Source organism: Bacillus inaquosorum (assembly GCF_023238325.1).
GTDB lineage: Bacteria > Bacillota > Bacilli > Bacillales > Bacillaceae > Bacillus > Bacillus inaquosorum.
On sequence record NZ_CP096592.1, the window covers coordinates 3,565,320 to 3,587,609 of the forward strand.

At 45.4% G+C, this 22,290-nt stretch carries 21 protein-coding genes and 1 pseudogene; 6 read left to right on the plus strand and 16 right to left on the minus strand.

The genetic code is table 11. The annotated features are described in order from the left end of the window. Position 1 precedes the first annotated feature (1 nt). The 10 genes and pseudogenes from M1M80_RS18110 to M1M80_RS18155 all read right to left on the minus strand — a co-directional run bounded on the left by M1M80_RS18110 (position 2) and on the right by M1M80_RS18155 (position 9,019). Positions 2-1,617, minus strand: a pseudogene (locus M1M80_RS18110) (DUF6792 domain-containing protein). Between the two features lies 1 nt (position 1,618). Further along, positions 1,619-2,344 (minus strand): hypothetical protein, encoded by a 726-nt coding sequence (locus tag M1M80_RS18115; protein WP_060399570.1) that lies wholly within the window; start codon positions 2,342-2,344, stop codon positions 1,619-1,621. 256 nt (positions 2,345-2,600) lie between these two features. After that, positions 2,601-3,224, minus strand: coding sequence for a bifunctional phosphoribosyl-AMP cyclohydrolase/phosphoribosyl-ATP diphosphatase HisIE (gene hisIE, locus M1M80_RS18120; protein ID WP_003235384.1), 624 nt, complete (start codon positions 3,222-3,224; stop codon positions 2,601-2,603). After that, entirely contained in the window at positions 3,221-3,979 is a 759-nt protein-coding gene (gene hisF, locus M1M80_RS18125; RefSeq protein WP_060399571.1) for an imidazole glycerol phosphate synthase subunit HisF, read from the minus strand. The genes hisIE and hisF overlap by 4 nt, the downstream gene beginning before the upstream one ends. Beyond that, positions 3,976-4,713: a 1-(5-phosphoribosyl)-5-[(5-phosphoribosylamino)methylideneamino]imidazole-4-carboxamide isomerase gene (gene hisA, locus M1M80_RS18130; protein WP_060399572.1), complete on the minus strand. Its 738-nt coding sequence runs from the start codon at positions 4,711-4,713 to the stop codon at positions 3,976-3,978. Before hisA ends, hisF begins: the two co-directional genes overlap by 4 nt. Further along, positions 4,710-5,348: an imidazole glycerol phosphate synthase subunit HisH gene (gene hisH / locus M1M80_RS18135; RefSeq protein WP_060399573.1), complete on the minus strand. Its 639-nt coding sequence runs from the start codon at positions 5,346-5,348 to the stop codon at positions 4,710-4,712. Before hisH ends, hisA begins: the two co-directional genes overlap by 4 nt. After that, on the minus strand, positions 5,349-5,933 hold the full coding sequence (gene hisB, locus M1M80_RS18140; RefSeq protein ID WP_003235392.1) for an imidazoleglycerol-phosphate dehydratase HisB: 585 nt from the start codon (positions 5,931-5,933) through the stop codon (positions 5,349-5,351). Continuing rightward, complete coding sequence (gene hisD, locus M1M80_RS18145; RefSeq protein WP_003235394.1) at positions 5,930-7,213, minus strand: histidinol dehydrogenase; 1,284 nt, start codon at positions 7,211-7,213, stop codon at positions 5,930-5,932. Before hisD ends, hisB begins: the two co-directional genes overlap by 4 nt. Continuing rightward, complete coding sequence (hisG, locus tag M1M80_RS18150) at positions 7,210-7,851, minus strand: ATP phosphoribosyltransferase (RefSeq protein ID WP_003219799.1); 642 nt, start codon at positions 7,849-7,851, stop codon at positions 7,210-7,212. Before hisG ends, hisD begins: the two co-directional genes overlap by 4 nt. Beyond that, positions 7,844-9,019, minus strand: a complete 1,176-nt coding sequence (locus M1M80_RS18155) for an ATP phosphoribosyltransferase regulatory subunit (protein ID WP_060399574.1) — start codon at positions 9,017-9,019, stop codon at positions 7,844-7,846. Before M1M80_RS18155 ends, hisG begins: the two co-directional genes overlap by 8 nt. Positions 9,020-9,269: 250 nt before the next feature. On the opposite strand from M1M80_RS18155, the gene M1M80_RS18160 reads away from it, so the two are divergent. Together M1M80_RS18160 and pelC are read left to right on the plus strand one after the other, a co-directional pair. Then, complete coding sequence (locus M1M80_RS18160) at positions 9,270-10,013, plus strand: C39 family peptidase (RefSeq protein ID WP_060399575.1); 744 nt, start codon at positions 9,270-9,272, stop codon at positions 10,011-10,013. Between the two features lie 254 nt (positions 10,014-10,267). Then, complete coding sequence (gene pelC, locus M1M80_RS18165; RefSeq protein WP_003235401.1) at positions 10,268-10,933, plus strand: pectate/pectin lyase PelC; 666 nt, start codon at positions 10,268-10,270, stop codon at positions 10,931-10,933. 21 nt (positions 10,934-10,954) lie between these two features. Here pelC and hprF read toward each other — a convergent pair whose 3' ends face one another. Genes hprF through hprK form a run of 5 tightly spaced genes read right to left on the minus strand, consistent with a single transcriptional unit; the run spans position 10,955 to position 14,841 of the window. Beyond that, positions 10,955-11,473 (minus strand): heptaprenylglyceryl phosphate O-acetyltransferase, encoded by a 519-nt coding sequence (gene hprF, locus M1M80_RS18170; protein WP_060399576.1) that lies wholly within the window; start codon positions 11,471-11,473, stop codon positions 10,955-10,957. Between the two features lie 3 nt (positions 11,474-11,476). Beyond that, positions 11,477-12,127: a pyrophosphatase PpaX gene (gene ppaX / locus M1M80_RS18175; protein ID WP_003235403.1), complete on the minus strand. Its 651-nt coding sequence runs from the start codon at positions 12,125-12,127 to the stop codon at positions 11,477-11,479. After that, positions 12,124-13,062, minus strand: a complete 939-nt coding sequence (locus M1M80_RS18180; protein ID WP_060399577.1) for a nucleoside recognition domain-containing protein — start codon at positions 13,060-13,062, stop codon at positions 12,124-12,126. The genes ppaX and M1M80_RS18180 overlap by 4 nt, the downstream gene beginning before the upstream one ends. A 23-nt stretch (positions 13,063-13,085) precedes the next feature. Continuing rightward, positions 13,086-13,895 carry a prolipoprotein diacylglyceryl transferase gene (gene lgt / locus M1M80_RS18185; RefSeq protein WP_003235405.1) on the minus strand — a complete coding sequence of 270 codons (810 nt, stop codon included), beginning with the start codon at positions 13,893-13,895 and terminating at the stop codon, positions 13,086-13,088. 13 nt (positions 13,896-13,908) lie between these two features. Further along, the gene (hprK, locus tag M1M80_RS18190) at positions 13,909-14,841 is read right to left on the minus strand and encodes an HPr(Ser) kinase/phosphatase (RefSeq protein ID WP_003235406.1); all 933 of its coding nucleotides are present in this window, start codon (positions 14,839-14,841) and stop codon (positions 13,909-13,911) included. Positions 14,842-15,022: 181 nt separating this feature from the next. Here hprK and nagA point away from each other — a divergent pair, with 181 nt between their 5' ends. The 3 genes from nagA to nagR are packed head-to-tail and all read left to right on the plus strand — an operon-like array spanning position 15,023 to position 17,687. After that, positions 15,023-16,213 (plus strand): N-acetylglucosamine-6-phosphate deacetylase, encoded by a 1,191-nt coding sequence (gene nagA / locus M1M80_RS18195; RefSeq protein ID WP_060399578.1) that lies wholly within the window; start codon positions 15,023-15,025, stop codon positions 16,211-16,213. Further along, positions 16,210-16,938, plus strand: coding sequence for a glucosamine-6-phosphate deaminase (gene nagB / locus M1M80_RS18200; protein ID WP_003235408.1), 729 nt, complete (start codon positions 16,210-16,212; stop codon positions 16,936-16,938). The genes nagA and nagB overlap by 4 nt, the downstream gene beginning before the upstream one ends. Before the next feature lie 17 nt (positions 16,939-16,955). Then, complete coding sequence (gene nagR, locus M1M80_RS18205; protein WP_003235409.1) at positions 16,956-17,687, plus strand: N-acetylglucosamine utilization transcriptional regulator NagR; 732 nt, start codon at positions 16,956-16,958, stop codon at positions 17,685-17,687. An 18-nt stretch (positions 17,688-17,705) separates the two neighbouring features. Here nagR and M1M80_RS18210 read toward each other — a convergent pair whose 3' ends face one another. After that, the gene (locus tag M1M80_RS18210; RefSeq protein ID WP_060399579.1) at positions 17,706-21,575 is read right to left on the minus strand and encodes a lamin tail domain-containing metallophosphoesterase family protein; all 3,870 of its coding nucleotides are present in this window, start codon (positions 21,573-21,575) and stop codon (positions 17,706-17,708) included. A gap of 191 nt (positions 21,576-21,766) precedes the next feature. Here M1M80_RS18210 and pchR point away from each other — a divergent pair, with 191 nt between their 5' ends. Further along, positions 21,767-22,276 (plus strand): pulcherriminic acid biosynthesis transcriptional regulator PchR, encoded by a 510-nt coding sequence (gene pchR, locus M1M80_RS18215; RefSeq protein WP_003235414.1) that lies wholly within the window; start codon positions 21,767-21,769, stop codon positions 22,274-22,276. Positions 22,277-22,290: the final 14 nt, after the last annotated feature.

Here is a 22,290-nt window from a genome sequence, read left to right on the forward strand (position 1 = left end):
CCTAAGGCTGAAAATCAAATAACTGAGAAATCATTTCTTCTTTTTCAAACAGCTTTTCAATACTCTCACGGATGTTTTTGATAAAATCTCTTTTTTCTGTTGTCTGTTTTTTTAATTCAGCAACAATTCCCTCATTAGCAGGGAGCGCACCTGTGTGGAACGATTCATGAACTGAGATTTTCTCTAATTTATCGAATGTGTGGCTGAAACCAGCTGCAAGCCGGAATTGAAGATCGAAGGCATAATGCGAAGGATTTTCTTCCATATGATGAATAGCCGTGGTGATCGCCTGTTTTTTGTCTATAAAGTCTTCATCGATTTCCTGACTGTAAACCTTCTGGTACTTAGAAATCGCATCTTCCATATCTTCAACGATCTTCATACCGTTTTGATAGATTCTGACAGCGGATGAGATATTAACTTTAATCGTTTCTCCCGAGCCGCTCTTCCCTGTAAAATAAATATCGGAGCCTTTATAGCTGAAGCCTTTTTCCTTTGATAATGCGTTCAGCATTTGAACAATGCTGTGGCCGTCAACGATGAGTTTTAATGCGTCTTTTGTTTCTTTGTCGAGTGTTTCTATCGAGGACAAAATTGATTTTACGTACTCCACTATTTCACCAACATCTTTTAAAGCTTGCGTAAATTGACCATGTTTTAAATGATCAATGAAATGTTCGTATCGTGATTCTATACCTCTCATACTCGCATTAAGATTCGTTAATTCTTTTTTGATCACTTTCTTTTGCGTTCCATTAATATACCCATTATCAGCAAGCTGATCTACGACCGGGCCGCTGTTTCTCAACAAAGTATGAAGAAAACCTAAAAAGGCTGGAAGTTCCTCTTTAATTCGTCCATACATTTGCTTAACATCATCAAAATTTTCATATAGGACACTTACTTTCTTTAAAACGCCATCTGTGTATTTCACTTTTTCTATCAGATCTATGTCTATCCCGCTGGCTGCCTTTATAAAACCGTTCAAGCCGTCTTTTTCATAATCATCCTTATATTTTTGAAGGAATTCTTGAATCGACCTCACGTCTTCATCAGGGATGCCATCCATAATGTTTCTGATGCCTTTTACACTTGTGTTTGTATCAGTCATCTTCACATCACCGAATGTAATGAAGTCCGCCTTGCCGCTCGCTCCGTACAGCGGGTCATCCTTTGATATTCGCTGGGTGATGTTTGCTGTTACTCCTTTGTAGCCTCATACTGACTATGATCGATTCCTAAAAAAAGACCAAAAAAGTTATACGACCAATCCTTATTATCAGCACTGCCTTCTGAAATAATATGAAGCTGATCGATATGTTTTTTCTTATCTATATGGATTGCCGTTCCATCGTAACCTGATTCTCTGGTCGAACTTTCTATACCTGTATTCTGGTTTACAAGTTCATTGGAGGTATATATTTCAATTTTTATATTCTCCGGAAGATCGTGGTGGGTTTCCTCTTTATAAATTCTGCGTACATCTGCTTCGAAATCCACTTTGGCTTCCTTAACTTCACTTGCATTAATTGAGGCAAACTTTTGTTTATAGTCATATTCTAAATCAATTAGCCGTAACTTTACGTTCTCATTCTCAAATACGTTTTTATTTTCCATCTTATTTCTTCTTTTTATCTATTAAAAAGGTGATAGAATTAATTAATTTCTCAACTTTATTTTTAGCCTTTTCTTCATCTAAAGAGCATGGTTGATTTTCATTTTTGCATCCGAAAGTAAAGGCGTATTCTACTCCTAGGTTATCTTTTTCTGTAGATTTCACATATCCGAAGTAACTGTATGAATAATTATATTTTCTATCAATATTGTCAAAGATGTCTTTTTTCTTAGCAAAGTAGATATCCGTTTTCTTTTTGCTACTTTTTTTGTATTCACCTTTATAATCATTTTTTCCACTTACAATATCTAGCATTGTCTCAGGTTCATTCACAAAACTTTCTTCTTTGTAATATGTTACATGGCCATCAAACATTACATTGGTGACTTTATCATAACTATTAAAACCAATACTTTCTTTGTTTTTCCCAGTTAAAGATGATCTTCTTGATAGATATTTCGCATCCTCCGGAAACAACATCCTAAATCCTTTCAACTTAGACTCAAGCAAATAATACCCCGGCTCCTCTTCTTTCGTTGACACCATGTACTCTCTCGTTCTCTCATCCTGAAACGCAGGAACTTGCGGCAGGTCTTTTGGATCCATGTCTTTTGGTTTTGGGGCTTCTGTTTTATTGTCATTTGTGTTGTTTTTATCATTGTCGTTCATACTGCATCCTCCTGTCAGGGCAAGTAATAAGCTGAAGCAAATAAAGATGATCTTTTTCATTACGAACCTCCACGGGTTTTTAAACTGATTTATCAAAATCATACTAATGACCCTGTTACAAAGTGATTATTTTATCCTCGTTTATGTTACAACATGGATAAAATTAGATAAATAGGAAATTAGACTCGGTTTCACCTGGATTCACAGAAGGAGGACTAATGAAACAGGATAAAGATCCCTCCTATCAATAACACGATGGATCAGTCATAAAGATACATAAAAAAAGGAGCTGCCATATAAGACAGCTCCCATCCTCTTACTTTTCAGAATGGCGTTTTTTCAATACGTCTAGCACATCATCCAGCGGCAGAGCTTGCTCTCTGAGCAGGACAAGCAGGTGATACAGCAGGTCTGCCGCTTCCCATTTGAGTTCCTCGTGGTCTCGGTTCTTCGCGGCGATGATGACTTCGGATGCTTCTTCACCGACTTTTTTCAAAATCTTATCAACACCTTCTCGGAAAAGGTAAGTGGTGTAAGCTCCTTCAGGCATTTCCGCTTGGCGTTCCGCGATCACGCGCTCCAGTTCGTTAATGATGCCGAATCGGCCCGCAGCCTGTTCTTCTGATTGTTCCTTTGTAAAACAGCTGTAGCTGCCAGTGTGGCATGCTGGGCCGGACGGTTCTACGAGTACGATCAGCGCGTCCTGGTCGCAGTCATACCGGATACCTTTGACGGCTTGCGTGTTCCCTGAGGTTTCCCCTTTATGCCATAACGCTTGGCGCGAGCGGCTGTAAAACCATGTTTCTTTTGTTTCCAGCGTTTTTTCGTACGATTCCTTGTTCATATAGGCAAGTGTCAGCACTTCTTTACTTGCCGCATCCTGTACGATGGCAGGAATTAATCCGTCCTCGTTAAAACGCAGTTCATCTGCCTGTTTCATCTCACATTCACCCCGTGCTCTTTCAAGTATGATTTCACTTCTTTAATCGATGTTTCTTTATAATGAAAAATAGAGGCGGCAAGCGCGGCGTCGGCTTCTCCTTTTGTAAAAGCCTCAAGCATATGCTGCGCGTTTCCCGCTCCTCCCGAGGCGATAACAGGTACGGTGACAGCTTCAGAAACAAGTTTTGTCAGCCTGTGGTCAAAGCCTTTTTTCTCACCGTCGGAGTCCATACTTGTCAGCAATATTTCTCCAGCTCCGCGTTTGACGCCTTCTTTTGCCCATCTTGTGACTTCCCAATCTGTTTTCTTTCTGCCGCCGTGCGTGTAGACCTTATATGTCTCAGATTCTTGGTCATACTTGGCATCGATGGCAAGGAAGATGCATTGAGAACCGAAAAACTCGGCTCCTTCTGTAATCAGCTCAGGGCGGAGAACAGCTGCCGTGTTAACCGAAACTTTGTCCGCTCCGGCACGCAGAATCGTTTTCATATCGCTGAGCTGATTGATGCCGCCGCCGACTGTAAACGGAATCGCGAGCTTCGCGGCAACCTGCTCCACAACGTCAACCATCGTTTTGCGTCCTTCATGCGAGGCAGAGATATCAAGAAAAACGAGTTCATCCGCGCCTTCCTGGTCGTACACTTCCGCCAGTTCAACTGGGTCACCGGCATCCTTCAATTCAAGAAATTGAATTCCTTTGACAACGCGTCCTTCTTTAACATCAAGACATGGAATAATCCGTTTTGTAATCATTTCCGCTTCACCCTTTCAAGCGCCTCGCTCAGCGTAAACTGATTGGTATACAGCGCTTTTCCGATGATCGCTCCAGAAACGCCGTCCGCCTGATAGCGGGCGAGGGCTTCGAGGTCCGCGACGGAGCTGACTCCGCCGGAAGCGATCACAGATTTCCCCGTTTCCTTCGCAAGCTCGACAGTGCCTTCAATATTGGGGCCTGACAGCATTCCGTCTGTCGCGATGTCAGTAAAAATAAAGACTTCCGCACCTTCATTGGCAAGCTCTTTGCCGAGTTCGGTTGCCTTAAGGGTTGATGTTTCCAGCCATCCCTCTGTTGAAACAAAGCCGTCTCTCGCGTCCAGTCCGATTGCAATTTTCTCGCCATATTGTTTCAGCATTTTTTTTACAAACGGTGGGTTAGAGACAGCTGAGCTCCCCAGGATCACCCGATCGACTCCTGCTGATAAGTATTCATAGACGTCACTTTCGGAACGGATCCCGCCGCCAATTTCAACTTTCAGGTCCAGCTTTTGGGCAATCTCGATCACATGGCGGTCATTTACCCTTTTCCCTTCTTTTGCGCCGTCGAGATCAACGAGATGGATCCATCCGGCACCCTCACTCGCAAATAACGCGGCCATGTCGTAAGGTGAATCGCCGTATATCGTTTCCTTATTATAATCTCCTTGAACAAGGCGGACACATTTGCCGTTTCTCATATCAATTGCCGGATATAATGTAAAAGCACTCATTTTTTCACCTTCTGTTCTGCTGCCATTTTCGTGAATTGGGTTAAGATAGACATTCCGACCGTGCTGCTTTTTTCCGGGTGGAATTGGGCGCCGAAGACGTTCCTTTTTCCAACTACAGCAGGCACTCGCACTCCATAATCAGCGCTTGCCAGAAGCGCGTCCTCCTGCATCCCGTCAATGTAATAAGAATGCACGAAATAAGCGTAGCCTTCTTCTGCTTCAGCCAGCAGCGGAGATTCGTTATGAAAGGAAAGGAGGTTCCAGCCCATATGCGGAACCTTCAGCTTGTTTCCTTTCCCATCTTCTGCTTTCAGCCTGACTGCTTTTCCTTTTAACAGCCCGAGGCCTGACGCGGTGCCGTTTTCTTCGCTTTCATCAAATAAAAGCTGCATGCCGAGGCAAATCCCGAGGAACAGTCTTCCCTCTGAGACCATATCGTGAATCAATTGATCGAGCTTCGCGTTGCGCAAATTGTCCATCGCGTCTCCAAATGAACCGACCCCCGGCAAAATGAAGGCATCGGCTTCTCTCAGCTCCTCCGGCTTTTCAGAAACAAAGTACGGAACGCCGACACGCTCAAGCGCCTTTGAGACACTGTATAAATTACCCATTCCGTAATCTATCACGCCGATCATTTACAGCATCCCTTTCGTTGATGGTATTCCTTTAACACGCGGATCAATCGCTGTTGCTTCATCAAGCGCACGTCCGAGCGCTTTAAAAACAGCTTCAATCATGTGGTGAGTGTTTGTGCCGTAATGAACGATAACGTGCAGGTTCATCCGAGCTTCAAGCGCCAGCTTCCACAAAAATTCATGTACAAGCTCCGTATCAAATGTTCCGACTTTAGCCGCCGGGAAGTCCGCGCGCATTTCCAAGTGCGGCCGGTTGCTTAAATCAATCACGACTTGAGCAAGCGCCTCATCCATCGGTACAAACGCTGAACCGTAGCGTTTAATTCCTTTTTTATCGCCTAAGGCTTCAAGCAGCGCCTGCCCTAAGCAAATGCCGATATCTTCAGTCGTGTGGTGATCATCTATATCAACATCGCCTTTCGCGTTAATGGAAAGATCAAATTGTCCGTGTTTCGTGAATAAATCCAGCATGTGTGTCATAAACGGCACGTCTGTTTTGATATCCGCTTGTCCCTCGCCGTCTATTGCGAATGCCAGCTCAATATCTGTTTCGTTTGTTTTTCTGGCGCGTTCCGCTTTTCTCATTTTGAATTCCTCCGTTCTCTCGATTCAATTGATCTGGCATGCGCTTCTAATCCTTCAAGTCTGGCAAAAGCTGCGATGCTTTCGGCATGTTCTTCAAAGGCCGATTGACTGTAAGAAATAATGCTCGATCTCTTTTGAAAATCGGTTACGTTTAATGGACTTGAAAATCTGGCTGTTCCGTTTGTCGGAAGCACATGGTTCGGTCCGGCAAAGTAATCTCCGACAGGCTCAGGGCTGTATCTGCCTAAGAAAATCGCACCCGCATGTTTGATTCTGCCAAGCAAAGCTTCGGGAGACTGTGTGATGATTTCTAAATGCTCCGGTGCGAGTGTATTGACAGTATCAATGGCTTCATCCATTGTTTCCGCCACATATATACACCCGTAATCGTTCACTGCAGCTTCCGCTATTTCTCTTCGCGGCAAGGTTTTCAGCTGCTCGTTCACTTCGGCTGAAACCGCCTCGGCCAGCGTCATGGAATCTGTGACAAATACACTTGAGCTGAGCTTATCGTGTTCCGCCTGTGACAGCAGGTCGGCCGCAATTTCCCTCGGTATCGCTGTTTCATCAGCCAGGACGACGATTTCACTCGGTCCGGCAATCATATCGATATCGACATCACCGAACACCTCTCGTTTGGCAAGCGCGACATAAATATTTCCCGGGCCTGTGATTTTATCCACCGGCTCAATGGTTTCTGTTCCGTACGCAAGCGCCGCAATCGCCTGAGCGCCGCCCATTTTGTAAATGTCTTTTATGCCTAGCTCGGCAGCAGCGACTAAGACCCCTGGGGACAGCTGTCCGTCTTTTCCCGGAGGCGTCACAAGAACGATTCTTTCCACACCCGCTGTCAGCGCCGGGATGACATTCATTAAAACAGATGAAGGATATGCCGCCGTTCCCCCCGGCACATATACACCGGCGGAATCAAGCGCCGTCACTTTCTGCCCCAGCATGGTGCCGTCTTTTCTGTGATAAAACCAGGAGGATTGCAGCTGTCTCTCGTGATATTCCCTAATATTTTCGATTGCCTGCCTCATCACCTGAAGCAGCTGTGAATCCAGCGAGGTGTATGCTTTTTCAATTTCTTCTTTTGTGACCAGCGGGCTGTCTATTTCGATGCCGTCAAATCTCGCCGTGTAGCTGCGGACCGCCTGATCACCGTTTGCTTTTACATCTTCAATAATCGATCGGACCGTTTTTCTTTGCTCATCCGTTCCGGCATCTATGGACCGCTTGAGAGAAAACCGTTCTGCTCCGCTGATGGTTTTGATCTTCATTTTGCCGTTTCTCCTTCCACAACTAGAGATAAGCGGGATGCCATTTCGTCAATCACATCGTCTTTCATGCGATAGCTTACCGGGTTTACGATAAAGCGGGAAGTAATGTCACAAATGTGCTCCGTTTCAACAAGCCCGTTTTCTTTCAGCGTCTGTCCTGTGGAAACGATATCCACAATCCGGTCTGCAAGGCCGATGAGCGGGGCCAGCTCGATTGAACCGTTGAGCTTAATGATTTCGACTTGTTCCCCCTGCTCTCTAAAATAACTGGAGGCCACATTCGGATACTTTGTCGCGATTCTCGGTGCTACGCCGCTCCAGTCTGTATTCGGAAGTCCGGCGACTGCCAAGTGACATTTGCTGATCTTCAAATCCAGCACCTCATATACATCGCGTTCCTCCTCCAGCATGACATCCTTGCCTGCAATCCCGACATCTGCAACACCATGCTCCACATATGTGGTCACGTCCATCGGCTTAGCTAATATGAAACGGAGATTTTCCTCCGGCACATCAATGATCAGTTTTCTTGAATCTTCAAACTCCTCAGGGAGCTTGTAGCCAGCCTGCCGCAGCAGCCCTGCCGCTTCTTCAAATATCCGGCCCTTCGGCATCGCCATTGTGAGTAACTTACCCATTTTGCTCTTCCTTTCTGGCTCCGATAAAATAGGTGACATTTGCAAAAGATTTTGTCATCTGATCGATATTTTCAATTCCCGATAAATCTTGAAGAACTACTTTGTTCCCCTTCATACGTTCTTCATTCGCATAAGCGATGGCTTGCACCCGCTGCTCTTTGCTGAAAATAACAGCGTCTATTTCACAAGGTTTGTCTTTCATATGAAGCGCTTCAATCAGCCGGTCGATCCGAAGCCCGAAGCCTGTTGCCGGCGCGGGCGAATCAAAATGGCCCAGAAGCTTGTTATAACGGCCGCCGCTTCCAATGACAAAACCGACATTTTCGGCGTACACTTCAAATAAAATCCCTGTGTAATAGCTCATGTGGCTGACCATATTCAGATCAAGGCGGACATTTTCCGTACATCCGTAATCCTCAAGAATGTCCCACAGCGCCTTCAGCTCATCAACCACGCTTTTTCCTTGCTCAGAATCGACGATTTCCTCAGCACGTCCGCATACTTCTATGCCGCCCCGCAATTCAAGAAGCTCAAGCAGCCTGCTTTTATCAATGGAGGAAAGCGGGAGAGACTTGACATGTTCTCTGTAACCGACATAGTTCTTCTCGTATAAAAACCTCCGCAGCACATCAGCACGCTCAACGTTTCCGAGCACCTCAACAAACAGGGCATCCGCAATGCCGGCATGGCCGATGGCAATTTTAAAGGAAGACAGTCCGGCGCTTTTTAACGCACCGATTACTAAAGCAATGACCTCCGCATCCGCGCTTGTCGTACCGTCACCGATTAATTCCACTCCGACCTGCTCGAATTCGGCAGGGCGTCCGCCTTCGCGTTCCTGAGCCCTGAACACATTTGCCGCATAGCCGACTCTGAGCGGATGATCGTGTTTCAGAAGCTTTGATGCCGCCACCCTTGCAATCGGTCCTGTCATATCCGGGCGAAGCACCAATGTCTTGCCGTCCTGATCAAGAAGCTTGAACAGCTGCTGCTCCTCAATCGCTGACTGCACGCCAACGGTATCGTAAAACTCCAGCGTCGGCGTTTCCATAAATTGATATCCCCATTTATCTATCAAATCGGTTAACGATTGTCTCACCTTTTTTTTCGTTTCGTATAAACCGGGCAGTGTATCTCTCATGCCGTGCGGTTTTTCAAACATAAACATCAACCCGAGCACCTCCATTGCCATTTTTTGAAGGAAAATTGCGAATCCTTTAGTTCGCTAATATGATAATATGTTAGCAGATGAAAGAATGAAAATCAATGCTTAACTTCAGTTAGGATATTTTTCATTCAGATGCCCTCCTCCTAATTATGAAAAAATCATGAATAAATGATTAAAGGTACGTAATATCTCAAATTCTTTATGTTTGGCATGCTATAATACAAATCAAATAGAGAACAAGGAGATAAAGATGAAAACACTGCGAACTCTATGTATACTAATCATACTTTCAGGCGTCATTTTTTTCGGACTTAAAATAAATGCAAAAGATATAGATATTCCTTTTTTCAATAGCGATAAAAAAGAGGCTGAAAAAGAATCGGCTGCGAACAGCAAAAAGGAGCTGAAGGGAAGCGCCGAACCGCTGGATGTCATCCTTTATAACCAGATGGACGCGCCTCGGCTCTATAACGGCTGTGAAGTAACAAGCCTTGCGATGGTGCTGAAGTACGCGGGATACGACGTAACAAAAAACACACTGGCAGACCAGATTGCCACAGTGCCTTTGACATACAGCAGCGGATTAAAAGGTGATCCGAATGACGGATTTGTCGGGGATATGGCGAATGGCCCGGGTCTCGGTGTCTACCACGGACCGATCTATGAGCTGGCGAAAACCTATGCCGGCAACAAAGTGTCTGACCTGACTGGAAATAGCATTTCCGCTGTTTATGAACAGCTTGAGAAAGGCAATCCTGTTTGGGTCATTACGACCGCCAACTTTACGCCGGTTGACAACATGCAGACATGGAAAACGCCAAACGGAACAATAGATATCACGTACAGTGAACACAGTGTCGCCGTTACGGGATATGATGAAAAATATGTGTATCTCAATGATCCGTATGGCTACAAAAACAGAAAAACTGACAGAACGAGCTTTGAAAAAGCGTGGGAACAAATGGGCAGCCAAGCCATCGTTATTCAAAAGTAAACTGCTGAAAACTGTTCGCTTTCACAGTGCCTATGCTCTACCCTGAGCAAATACGACAATATTCATGCTTTTTGTTTCAATCGGTAATATCGATTCATTTTCCATTTATCATCCAAAATTATCTTTACTTTCAGGCTGTCTGTTTTTATGATTAAAGCAGATTCAGCCTTGCCCCGATCTATGTGAGAGAAGCCGGTGCAAGACGCTGAGGCTTCTCTTACAAAAATTAAAGATATCCGGGGAGGATTTTATCATTGAAAAAAATCGTGTCTATCCTATTTATGTTCAGTTTGGTTATGGGTTTCAGCCAGTTTCAATCATCAACTGCTTTTGCAGCTGACAAAGTGGTTCACGAAACAATTATCGTACCAAAAAATACAACATATGACGGGAAGGGACAGCGGTTTGTAGCAGGGAAAGAATTAGGTGACGGAAGCCAGTCCGAAAATCAGGAACCTGTTTTTCGTGTAGAGGATGGAGCAACTCTGAAAAATGTGGTGCTCGGCACACCTGCTGCTGATGGCGTGCACACTTATGGAAACGTTAACATTCAGAATGTGAAGTGGGAAGATGTTGGTGAGGATGCGTTAACGGTGAAGAAGGAAGGAAAAGTGACCATCGATGGCGGCTCTGCCCAAAAAGCGTCAGATAAGATTTTCCAAATCAATAAAGCGAGCACATTCACAGTGAAAAACTTCACGGCGGACAATGGCGGAAAGTTCATTAGACAGCTTGGCGGTTCAACCTTCCACGTTGATGTGATCATCGACAAGTGCACCATCACGAACATGAAAGAAGCGATATTCCGGACAGACAGCAAAACAAGTACGGTCAGAATGACAAATACACGCTACTCCAATGTCGGCCAAAAATGGATTGGCGTTCAGCATATTTACGAAAACAATAATACTCAATTTTAAAATGAAAAATCCCGCTGAAGTTTATTCAGCGGGATTTTTCAATCTTGCTTGCATTTCTTCCTTCGTATAGATAATCCTCATCGGATTTCCGCCGACAAATGCCCCGGCAGGCACGTCTTTATGGACAAGCGTTCCGGCTGACACAACCGCACCATCCCCTATTTCCACACCTGGCAGAATGGTCGTGTTCGCACCGATCATCACTTCGTCTCCGATCAGGACTTTGCCGATCCGGTATTCATGAATCAAATACTCATGGGCCAAAATGGTCGTATTGTACCCGATAATTGTATTTGTTCCGACTGAGATCTTTTCCGGAAACATAATATCCGGCATCACCATGAGGGCAAAGGATGTCTGCTTTCCAACCTTCATCCGCAGAAATGTGCGGTACAGCCAGTTTTTCATCCCTATAAACGGTGTATATCTCGCAATTTGAATGACAATAAAATTTTTGACAACCTTTACAAAAGGCACCGTTTGATAGACATGCCATAGTGAGTTAGCCCCCGAGACCGGATGGCGATCTGTTTTTCTCACAGATTACTTCACTCCAACGATTTGTAATAGATCACTCATTTTCTCAAGCATATAATCAGGTTCATGCTTCGCCAGCATTTCCGGCCCTTTAATCGTCCATGCGACTCCTGCCGTTTTTGTTCCGGCGTTTTTCCCTGCCAGCACATCGTGGTAATTATCTCCGACCATAATGGCTTCCCCAGGCTCGCTTCCAAGCTGTTTCAGCGCTAAAAGAACCGGCTCGGGATCAGGCTTTGCCATCGACACATCATCGAGGGTGACGACCGTTTCAAAAAATTCGCCGATCCCCGTCAGCTTGAGGCCCATATTGACAGTATCTCTTAATTTCGTTGTTACAATCCCTAATTTAAAGCCGGCTTTTTTTAATGCATCCAGGGTTTCATACACTGTTTCATATTCGGTTACGAGTGAATCATGCATGTCATGATTGTACGCTCTGTACATGGCGATCATATCATCGCATTTATCAGCATCCATCGAGGAGAATGTGTCAAAAAGAGACGGCCCGATAAACGCAAGGACATCCTCTCGTTTATACTTGCTCGGGTAATAATGCTCCAGGGTATGCAAAAAGGACGCGATAATTAATTCATTCGTATTAATAAGCGTTCCGTCTAAATCAAACAGAATTGTCGTTACTTGTTTGTCACTCATATTGCTTCCTTTCCAACCGCTGAGGGTTTCCATTTTTTCCATGTATGCGCAATAATCATTGTCAGCAGCACTGCTGTAGTGACACGTATCAGAAGAAGAGGCCAGACCGGTATGCCGAGCGGAATAAAGACAAGTGTATCTTCCACGACCGCGTGGCAGGCAACAAGAAAAATAAATGCCAATGTCATATCCCGTCTGCTCACGCCGTCATCCTCGACAGCTTTGATCATAACACCCGCTCCGTAGGCCAGACCGATCGTCAGTCCCGCCACCATCGTCATGGACGTATTTTTATTCATGCCAAGCAGCTGCGTAAACGGAGACAGCCACCTGGAAAAACGATGCAGCCATCCTAAATCTCTTAAAAACTGAATGATGATCATTAGCGGGATCACAATTGCCGCCAGCTGCAAAACACCAAGTCCGGCTTTCGTTAAACCCTCGGCTAGCATTGCCAGCCAGCCGTCTGGCGCTGCACTCTTTGGAGCGATAAAACCGTACTGCGCCGTTTCCTGTCCGCCATGCCAAATGAGATTAATGACGATTGCTGACACAGCGGCCAAACCGATGCGCACCGACAAAATAACGCCAATTCTGATGCCAACCTTTGCGGCAACTGTCGATTCGATAATCAAGTTATGACAGAATGAAAGCATAACAGCTAAAATAAAAACTTCCTTCACAGATAAATCCAATGTCAAAATCCCGGCAATGCCAGCGTACAGATTCAGCATATTTCCCAGCACAAGCGGAATAGCCGCTTCACCTGAAAGCCCGAACAGGCCCATAACCGGTGTGATCAGCCGTACCAGCCAATCCATGACAGGCGTATGCTGGAGCAAAGTGACCAATAGTGTTACCGGGAAAATGACTTTACCGAGCGTCCATGTTGTTTGAAGACCTGCCGCAAGACCAGTCAGAAAGATTTTCTTCATCCCTCATCCCCCTTTGTTGACGTCTACTCCGCGTACCGCTCCTTCGAGTACCCCTTGACCCGTCTGAAGATGATGGCTCCCACAGCCAAAACAATCAATACGATTGAAATCACCTGAGCGATACGAAGTGCATCAGTCAGCATTAAGCTGTCAGTCCTCATTCCTTCAATAAAGTATCTTCCGATTGAATACCAAATGATATAGATCAAGAACAGCTCGCCTCTCCGCAAATTCGCTCTGCGCAGGAGCAGCAAAGCGATGACTCCGACAAAGCTCCACAGTGATTCATATAAAAAAGTAGGGTGATAATATTGTCCATTGATGTACATTTGATTGATGATAAATTCAGGCAGGTGCAGGCTTTCTAAAAAGGCTCTGCTGACTGCCTCGCCGTGCGCTTCCTGGTTCATGAAGTTTCCCCAGCGGCCAATCGCCTGGCCGAGCAAAATGCTTGGCGCGGCAATATCCGCAAGCTTCCAAAACGAAAGGTTTTTCACTCTTGAAAACACATAACCTGTTAAAATGGCGCCGATTAACCCGCCGTGAATGGCAATGCCGCCCTTCCAAATCTTAATGATTTCTCCCGGATGTGCCGCATAATAATCCCATTCAAATGCAACGTAATAAATTCGTGCGCAAATAATCGCAATCGGAATGGCAAACAGGACAAGATCGATAAAAGTGTCTTTCTGCAGCCCCCGTTTCTCACTTTCCCTCATCGCAATCCAAAGCCCTAGCAAAGCGCCGAGACCGATAATGATTCCGTACCAATGGACGGCTAACGGCCCCAGCTGAAAAGCTATCGGATTGAGTGGTTCTATCGCTTCATTCATTTAACGCCAACTCCTATTCGTCTTGTTCACCGTCTTCAATGACGTCCGCCAGCTTGTTTGTAAATTGCTCAGCGGCGTTCAGACCCATCCGCTTCAATCTGAAGTTCATCGCTGCCACCTCGATGATGACTGCGAGATTTCGGCCCGGACGGACGGGAATCGTCAGTTTTGTAATTTCTGTATCAATGATTTTCATGGTTTCTTCCTCAAGTCCGAGACGGTCGTATTGCTTGCCCTGCTCCCAGAGTTCAAGATTCATGACAATCGTAATTCGTTTATTGCTTCTGACAGCGCCGGCGCCAAACAGCGTCATCACGTTGATAATGCCAAGCCCCCTGATTTCAAGGAGATGCTCAATTAATTCAGGCGCGTTTCCGACAAGGGTATCCTGATCCTCCTGCCGAATTTCAACGCAATCATCGGCAACGAGGCGGTGCCCCCTTTTCACAAGCTCCAGTGCGGTTTCACTTTTCCCGACGCCGCTTTTTCCCGTAATCAGCACGCCGACACCGTAAATATCGACAAGAACGCCATGAATCGCTGTAGTAGGCGCCAGACGGCTCTCAAGAAAATTGGTTAAACGGCTTGACAGCCTTGTCGTTTTCAGCGGCGATCTGAGGACAGGCACGCCGTTTTTCTCGGAAGCGTCAATCAGCTCCTGCGGGATAGGCATATCTCTGGAAAGAATAATAGCTGGTGTTACATCAGTGCACAGAGAATCCATTCGCTGCTTTTTATCCTCTTCCGGCAGCTGTTCAAAGAAAGAAAGCTCTGTTTTTCCGAGAAGCTGCACGCGCTCTCTCGGATAATATGTAAAATATCCGGCAATTTCAATGCCTGGTCTTGATAAGTCACTCATTGTAATCGGACGGTTAACCCCTTCTTCTCCGCTGATTAATTCCAAATTGAACTGTTCCATTACGTCTTTTGTGCGAACCTTTGCCACGATATGTTCCTCCTGTTCCGGGCTGCCCCGAGCTTGCTCACAATACTTTCATTTTATCACTTTCGGGCTTGAACCTAAAACAGATTTTATAAAAGACGGGAAAACACCTCAGCTGGTCTAGATCACTAGTCTGAAAAGGGGTAAAATAAATGTATTCATATTCCAGAAAGGCGGATCACCTATGGCAGAAAGTCTTCTTATCAAAGGCATCGCGATCGTGACAGAAAATGAAGTAATCAAAAATGGCTATGTCGCAATCAATGGCGGAAAAATCAGCACAGTTTCAACAGAACGGCCTAAAGAGTCTTACTCAAAAGAGATTCAAGCACCGGCAGATTCCGTTTTGCTTCCCGGGATGATTGACATTCATATTCACGGCGGCTATGGCGCAGATACGATGGATGCAAGCTTTTCCGCCCTCGACACCATGTCCTCAAGACTTCCAGAAGAAGGCACGACGAGCTTTTTAGCAACAACCATTACCCAGGAACATGGGCACATTTCTCAAGCTTTGGTAAATGCTAGAGATTGGAAAGCAGCTGAGGAATCCTCTTTATTAGGTGCGGAACTGCTCGGCATTCATTTGGAGGGGCCCTTTGTTTCACCTAAAAGAGCCGGAGCGCAGCCAAAGGAATGGATCAGGCCTTCGGATGTTGCGCTTTTCAAAAAGTGGCAGCAGGAGGCGGGCGGACTGATCAAAATCGTCACACTTGCGCCGGAGGAGGATCAGCATTTTGAACTGATCCGCTATTTGAAAGGCGAATCGATTATCGCGTCGATGGGGCACACAGATGCCGACTCCGCATTACTGTCGGAGGCCGCGAAAGCAGGCGCGAGCCATATGACCCATCTTTACAACGCGATGAGCCCGTTTCATCACCGAGAGCCCGGAGTGATCGGAACGGCGCTAGCCCATGATGGGTTTGTGACAGAGCTTATCGCTGACGGCATCCACTCCCATCCTTTAGCGGCAAAGCTTGCTTTTTTGGCAAAAGGCAGCAGCAAGCTCATTTTAATTACCGATTCCATGAGGGCAAAAGGCCTGAAAGATGGTGTATACGAGTTCGGCGGCCAAAGTGTGACGGTAAGAGGAAAGACAGCTCTTCTTTCCGACGGAACACTTGCCGGTTCGATCCTCAAAATGAACGAAGGCGCACGGCATATGCGTGAGTTTACAAATTGCTCTTGGATGGATATAGCTAATATAACTTCTGCAAACGCGGCCAAACAGCTGGGCATCTTTGACCGAAAAGGGAGTGTGACAGAGGGAAAAGATGCGGATCTTGTGATTGTCAGCAGTGATTGCGAGGTGATTCTCACCATCTGCCGCGGAAACATTGCATTTATATCCAAGGAGGCTGACCAGATATGAAAGTAGTTGAATGTCAAACATATGAAGAGCTAAGCCAAAAAGCAGCCAGAATAGCGGCAGACACAATCAAGGAAAAACCTGACGCCGTTCTCGGTTTAGCAACAGGCGGCACACCGGAAGGCACGTATCGCGAGCTGATCCGCCTGCACCAAACTGAGAATCTTTCATTTAAAAACGTCACCACGGTTAATTTGGATGAATACGCCGGACTTTCAAGCGATGATCCGAACAGCTATCACTACTATATGAATTCTCGTTTTTTTCAGCATATCGACAGCCAGCCAAGCCGGCATTTTATTCCCAATGGAAATGCAGACGACCTGGAAGCCGAATGCAGGCGGTACGAACAACTAGTCGAATCCATTGGCGGCACTGACATTCAGCTTCTCGGCATCGGCCGAAACGGACATATCGGCTTCAACGAACCTGGAACGCCTTTCAAGTCGCGAACACACGTTGTGACATTAAATGAACAAACCCGCCAGGCGAATGCCAGATATTTTTCTTCAATAGACAGTGTGCCGAAAAAAGCACTCACAATGGGAATCCAGACGATTCTCTCAAGCAAGCGCATTCTGCTGCTTATTTCTGGAAAAAGCAAAGCGGAAGCTGCGAGAAAGCTGTTAGAAGGAGACGTAAGCGAAGATTTCCCAGCATCGGCTTTGCACCTGCACCCCGATGTTACGATTTTGATTGATCGTGAAGCCGCGGCATTAAGACCTTGAAAGGAACATGCTGACCTATGAATATCGATAAACAATCGCCTATTCCGATTTATTATCAGATTATGGAGCAATTAAAAGCCCAAATTAAGAGCGGAGAGCTGCAGCCGGATATGCCTCTTCCCTCCGAGCGTGAATATGCCGAACAATTCGGAATCAGCCGGATGACGGTTCGCCAGGCGCTTTCTAATTTAGTCAATGAAGGCTTTCTTTATCGCCTGAAAGGACGGGGCACCTTTGTCAGCAAGCCAAAAATGGAACAAGCACTCCAAGGGCTTACAAGCTTTACCGAGGATATGAAAAGCCGCGGGATGACACCAGGCAGCAGGCTCATTGACTATCAGCTAATTGAGTCAACTGAGGAGCTCGCAGCTTTATTAGGCTGCGGGCATCCCTCTCCTATCCATAAAATCACTCGAGTGCGGCTGGCAAATGATATTCCAATGGCGATTGAATCCTCGCATATTCCGTTTGAGCTTGCGGGTGAATTAAACGAATCGCATTTTCAGTCGTCGATTTACGAGCATATTGAAAAGTACAACAGCATCCCGATTTCCCGTGCAAAACAGGAGCTTGAACCAAGCGCTGCAACATCGAAAGAAGCAAGCATTCTTGGCATTCAAAAAGGGGCGCCTGTCCTGTTAATCAAACGAACAACGTATTTACAGAACGGAACTGCTTTTGAACATGCAAAATCAGTATACAGAGGCGACCGTTATACATTTGTCCACTATATGGACCGGCTTTCATAAAAAAATCTCCAACCCTTTTTAAGGATTGGAGACATGGCGAAAATCAAACTGGTCTGGCGACGGACGATATGTCTCTTTTTTCGTCTTGAACTTCCAGATCGGTGATTTCGTTTTGCCGTTAAAGCTGTCTTCCAAAATGGTGTACCAATAATAAACAGAATGCGGTTCAAGATCATCCCAGCGGAATTCAGCGGTATCCCCGCTCTTCACTTGCTCCCGTTTTCCGAGCTCTTCATTAGTATACACATTACATTCAAAATAATCGGTTTCCACCTTTTTGACCCTCGGCTTCAAATCAAGCGAAAGCGAAAACTCATCCTTGTTGCCGTAGGTATCCGTATCATAGTAGTTTTTATCTTGTAAATGCGGAGAGTACGTCGACACATGCACCATATCATTCGCCTGGTCAAACTGCAGCAAACGCAAATACCCTTGCCCGCCTTCTGGCCCGCCCTGATAATCGGCCAGCATTTGATGCACGAGGCGATCCGGTTTTCCATCACCATCATCATCAAGTTCATCAGTTTTTCTCATCGCACTATGATAATGCCCGCTTAACACCATCACCACATTCGGATTCGGCTTCACGACTTTTTTGAATATCTTCTCTCCGATCGGGCTTCTGTTTCCGCTGACCAGCAAATACTCATGAAAAGCTAAAACAGCCATCCGGTCAGGATGCTTCTTCAGCACTTGATTCATCCACGCGATGTCTTCATCCGTAATGCCCCATCCCATGTACAGCATGATATAATCATTGCCGTTGCTCGAAATTAAGTCATAATGTCCGCGGTTATTTTTATAAGAACCGCCATAATGCAATTTTTTATCAAAACGATGACTGCCAAAGTATTTGCCAAACGCCCTGTATGAGCCGTCCTTATGCCCGACATCGTGGTTACCTGCCAGCACGCCGTAAGGAATCCCGCTTTTATCCAGAACAGACATTGACCGATCAGCGTTTTTCCACTGTCTGATATCGGCAGAATCATCTACAATATCACCCGTGTGAAACACATATTTGATATTGAGCTGCTTTTGATTGCTTTTGATCCATGCGGTCTGTTTATCAAAAATATGCGGATAGCTTTCCGCGTAATACTGTGTATCGGACATCCAGGCAAATGTGTACATATCCTTCGCAGGAGGAATTTCATCCTGCACAATCACATTCATCTTCGACTTCCGCACAAAATCGGAGGCGATTACTGACGCCTTCAGCGTAAACGGTTTGTGATCTTTGGCAACGAAGCTGTCAACCGGCTGCCACTCGTTTGTCCGGTAATTCCAAGCATACATCGTCACCTTTCTTCCCGGCAAAGAACTTCCCTTCCAGACCGCTTCCGCCAAGTCATTCTCATCAACTGACGGATCAACCGTCACTTCAAAGCGATGATAAGGGAAAAGCTCCTTTTTTTCTGTCGATACTGTTTTTCCGTCAGCAGCAGATACCCGCTCCAATTCTTTATTCGTAAAGGGGGTCTCGCTTTCCGGCACAAAGCTTTTCGGCGGTTCAGTCAGTGACGCGTGCTTGAATATTTTCACATTGTTTCGTGCTGTATATTGAAATCCTCTATAAAAAGCGACATCCATGGGGTCATCCGTCGGATCCTTCACCCGCACAGAAAGCTTAGCCCTATGCGTATCGGCTTCGCTGTCTATGATCTCCGGCTGATCCGGATGCTCACGTTCTGTTTTAAACGTCCGCTCAATTACTGTTTTATTGCCCGCGAGGTCCGTTGCTGTTATTTTTAGAGAATGTTTTCCCGGCAAAAGTTCAGAAGATGACGTATGGTAGGGAAGTGTAATGCTCTCACCATCTAAAGACGCCTCCGCTTCCTCAATTTTGCTCCATTTATCATACATATCCGCCTGCAGGATGAGGTTTCCTTTGTACGTTTGTCCCTCGGTGATATTCGGCTCGATATGCGGCCCCGAATTATCTACACGCACAACCAAGCTTACATTTTCCTTGCCGTCGCTTGCTTGAATATGGTGAGCGCCTTCAGAAAGCTTTGATGTATCCCACTTCAGCAACTGTGACGTAAACAGTCCGTCAGGAAGATTGAATTGAAATTGCCAGCTTTTATTCGAGCGCTGATTATCTCCAATAAAGAGTTCCTTCTCAGGAGAAACCCTCTGATCCCTGATCACCGTCCCATCCGATAACACCAATCGGGCGTTTTTGACTAAGAAATCATCACGGTTTTCAGCCGTATCAAATGGAGACACCTTTGAACCTGATCGTATCGTAATACGCTGCAGCTGCTTCCCTTTACGGAGCAGCAACTCTGGTAAGGGAACAGAATAGGTGCGGTATTTATTTGTTGTATCATCAAATACCTTTAACACTTTGCCTTCCATCGTTACCGCGTTTTTAAAGTAAAGATTCGTTTTTCTCGTATCGAACGCAAAATACACTTCTTTTTCCATAGCGGGTTCTGTCACTTGTTTTTTTCCGTCTATCCACAGCTTAATGCTGTTAGTGCGCCCGTCTGTTGTCGCTTTGAGAAACTGAGTTCCCGATAGCGTGTCTCTGTTTTCAATGTTCATCCGCAAACCGTGCGATTTGCTTGTTTGTTTAATATCAATCATTTTGACCGGCGTTCTCGCCTCGTTGATTCCGTCCCCTGCTGCCACGTAATACTCAAGCTGATCCTTCCCGATCAGTTCAGGCGAATACACAATATAATGGTAGAGATTGTCGTTGCGGTCTTTTTCAGCGAGAATGCGCTTAAACGGTTTGTTTTCATCTGTCCGGTAGTAAAAGGCCGCTGTTTTCACAAGACTGCGGTCCCGTATATCAGCCCGCAGCTCAATGCTTTCTGCGGGACGGACAGGCTTGCGGTCAGTCAAATCCTCAATGACCGGCTTTTCTTTATCAAGCTTAATTTTTCGTTTCTGCTCAGGAACTTGTGCCTGTAATACCGTTCCCGGGGACGGATTCTTTTCTCCGATTGAAATATTGAGAAGTTCTGCGGTTCCGTCCAGCGGATACTTGTAAAGCACAGACGACAGCCGGCGCAGCGCATGTTTCCGATAATGCGCGACCGAAATATCTTTTCCTGTATTCGTTGATATCACAACTGACCGCGGCCTGGTATTGGCCATCCCCTCTGTCTCTTCTAATACCGCGAGATTTTTCCCTTCCTTTAATTGTGTCTGGTAATATCGATTGAAATCCTCCGCCGTCAATTCTGGATGCCCGGCAGGCTTCAGCCAAACCACAAAAGTTTCGCCAGATGGAATGGTGACCCTTTCATCCGGTCTCCAAATCAGATCGGAGTCAGGCCCTTCTTTCGGATAGCGGTAACGGATATGATAGTCTTTAAAATCAATCGTTCTGTCAGTCGTATTATAAATCTCAATAAATTCATAACCGTCTGCACGTCCCGTGTTCTTCGTATCAACCGCTAGCTCTGTGATCAGAAGCTCCGGAATATGGGCGAGATCAGCCTGATATCCTTCAAGCTTCAGTTTCTTCGTCTCCGACTCGACCCGCTGCTTCCCATTGGAAATCACAATGTAATACTCAAGCTCGCTGTTCCAAATCAATCGTTTCGGAATTTGCGCCAAAAACTTGTGAATCGCTCCGGGTGTCGGGTCCATCGGCACCATTTTGTAGCCCAGCTCATTACTTTGTTTATAAAAAAGAAAGGCAGAAAATGCTTGATACTCATTGTCACGCACTTGAGCCTCAATCATCAGATTGCTTTTCATTTCAGCTTTCACATCGATTTGAGGAGGATTTTCAAGCAAGGGTATGTAATGAGGCGTTTGGAATGGTTCCTGCTTTATAACAGGGAAAGCTTTCGATTCATGATGGCCGCCAGACAAAACTGAAAGAAAAGACAAGAACAAAGAAGCGATAACTGTGTATTTCCTCATCAAAACACCTCCCTTTTCACGTATTTTGCGTCTGAACAGGGAAGCTTATGAGTTTATTTTTTATTTTTCATATTGTTAACAGGTAAACATTTCACTCTTATAAATAACATGATTTGACAACTACATAAAGTATCATATACATTAATATTGTTTACTGGTAAACGATATTAAAAAGAAGGATGGCTGAAACAATGTCTGATTTGACAAAGCAGATGATATACGACATATATGTGAGACTGCTGCACCTTAATGAACAAAAAGCGAACACTTCACTTCAGCAATTTTTTAAGGAGGCCGCAGAAGAGGATGTGATCGATATCCCTAAAAACATGACAAGCATTCATGTCATTGACTGCATCGGCAAGCATGAGCCCATTAACAATGCGGGGATCGCAAAAAAAATGAACTTATCAAAAGCGAATGTAACGAAAATCAGCACAAAATTGATCACGGAAGAATTCATTAACAGCTATCAGCTGACAGATAACAAAAAAGAAGTGTATTTCAAATTAACCCGTAAAGGCAAACGGATTTTCGACTTGCATGAGAAACTGCATAAAAAAAAGGAGCTGGCCTTTTACCAATTCCTCGATTCGTTTTCACAAGATGAGCAAAATGCTGTATTGAAATTTTTAGAGCAGCTGACGTCTACACTTGAAGCAGAACAAACCGATGGGACTCCGGACAAACCTGTAAAGTAAACAAAAGGCGGTGT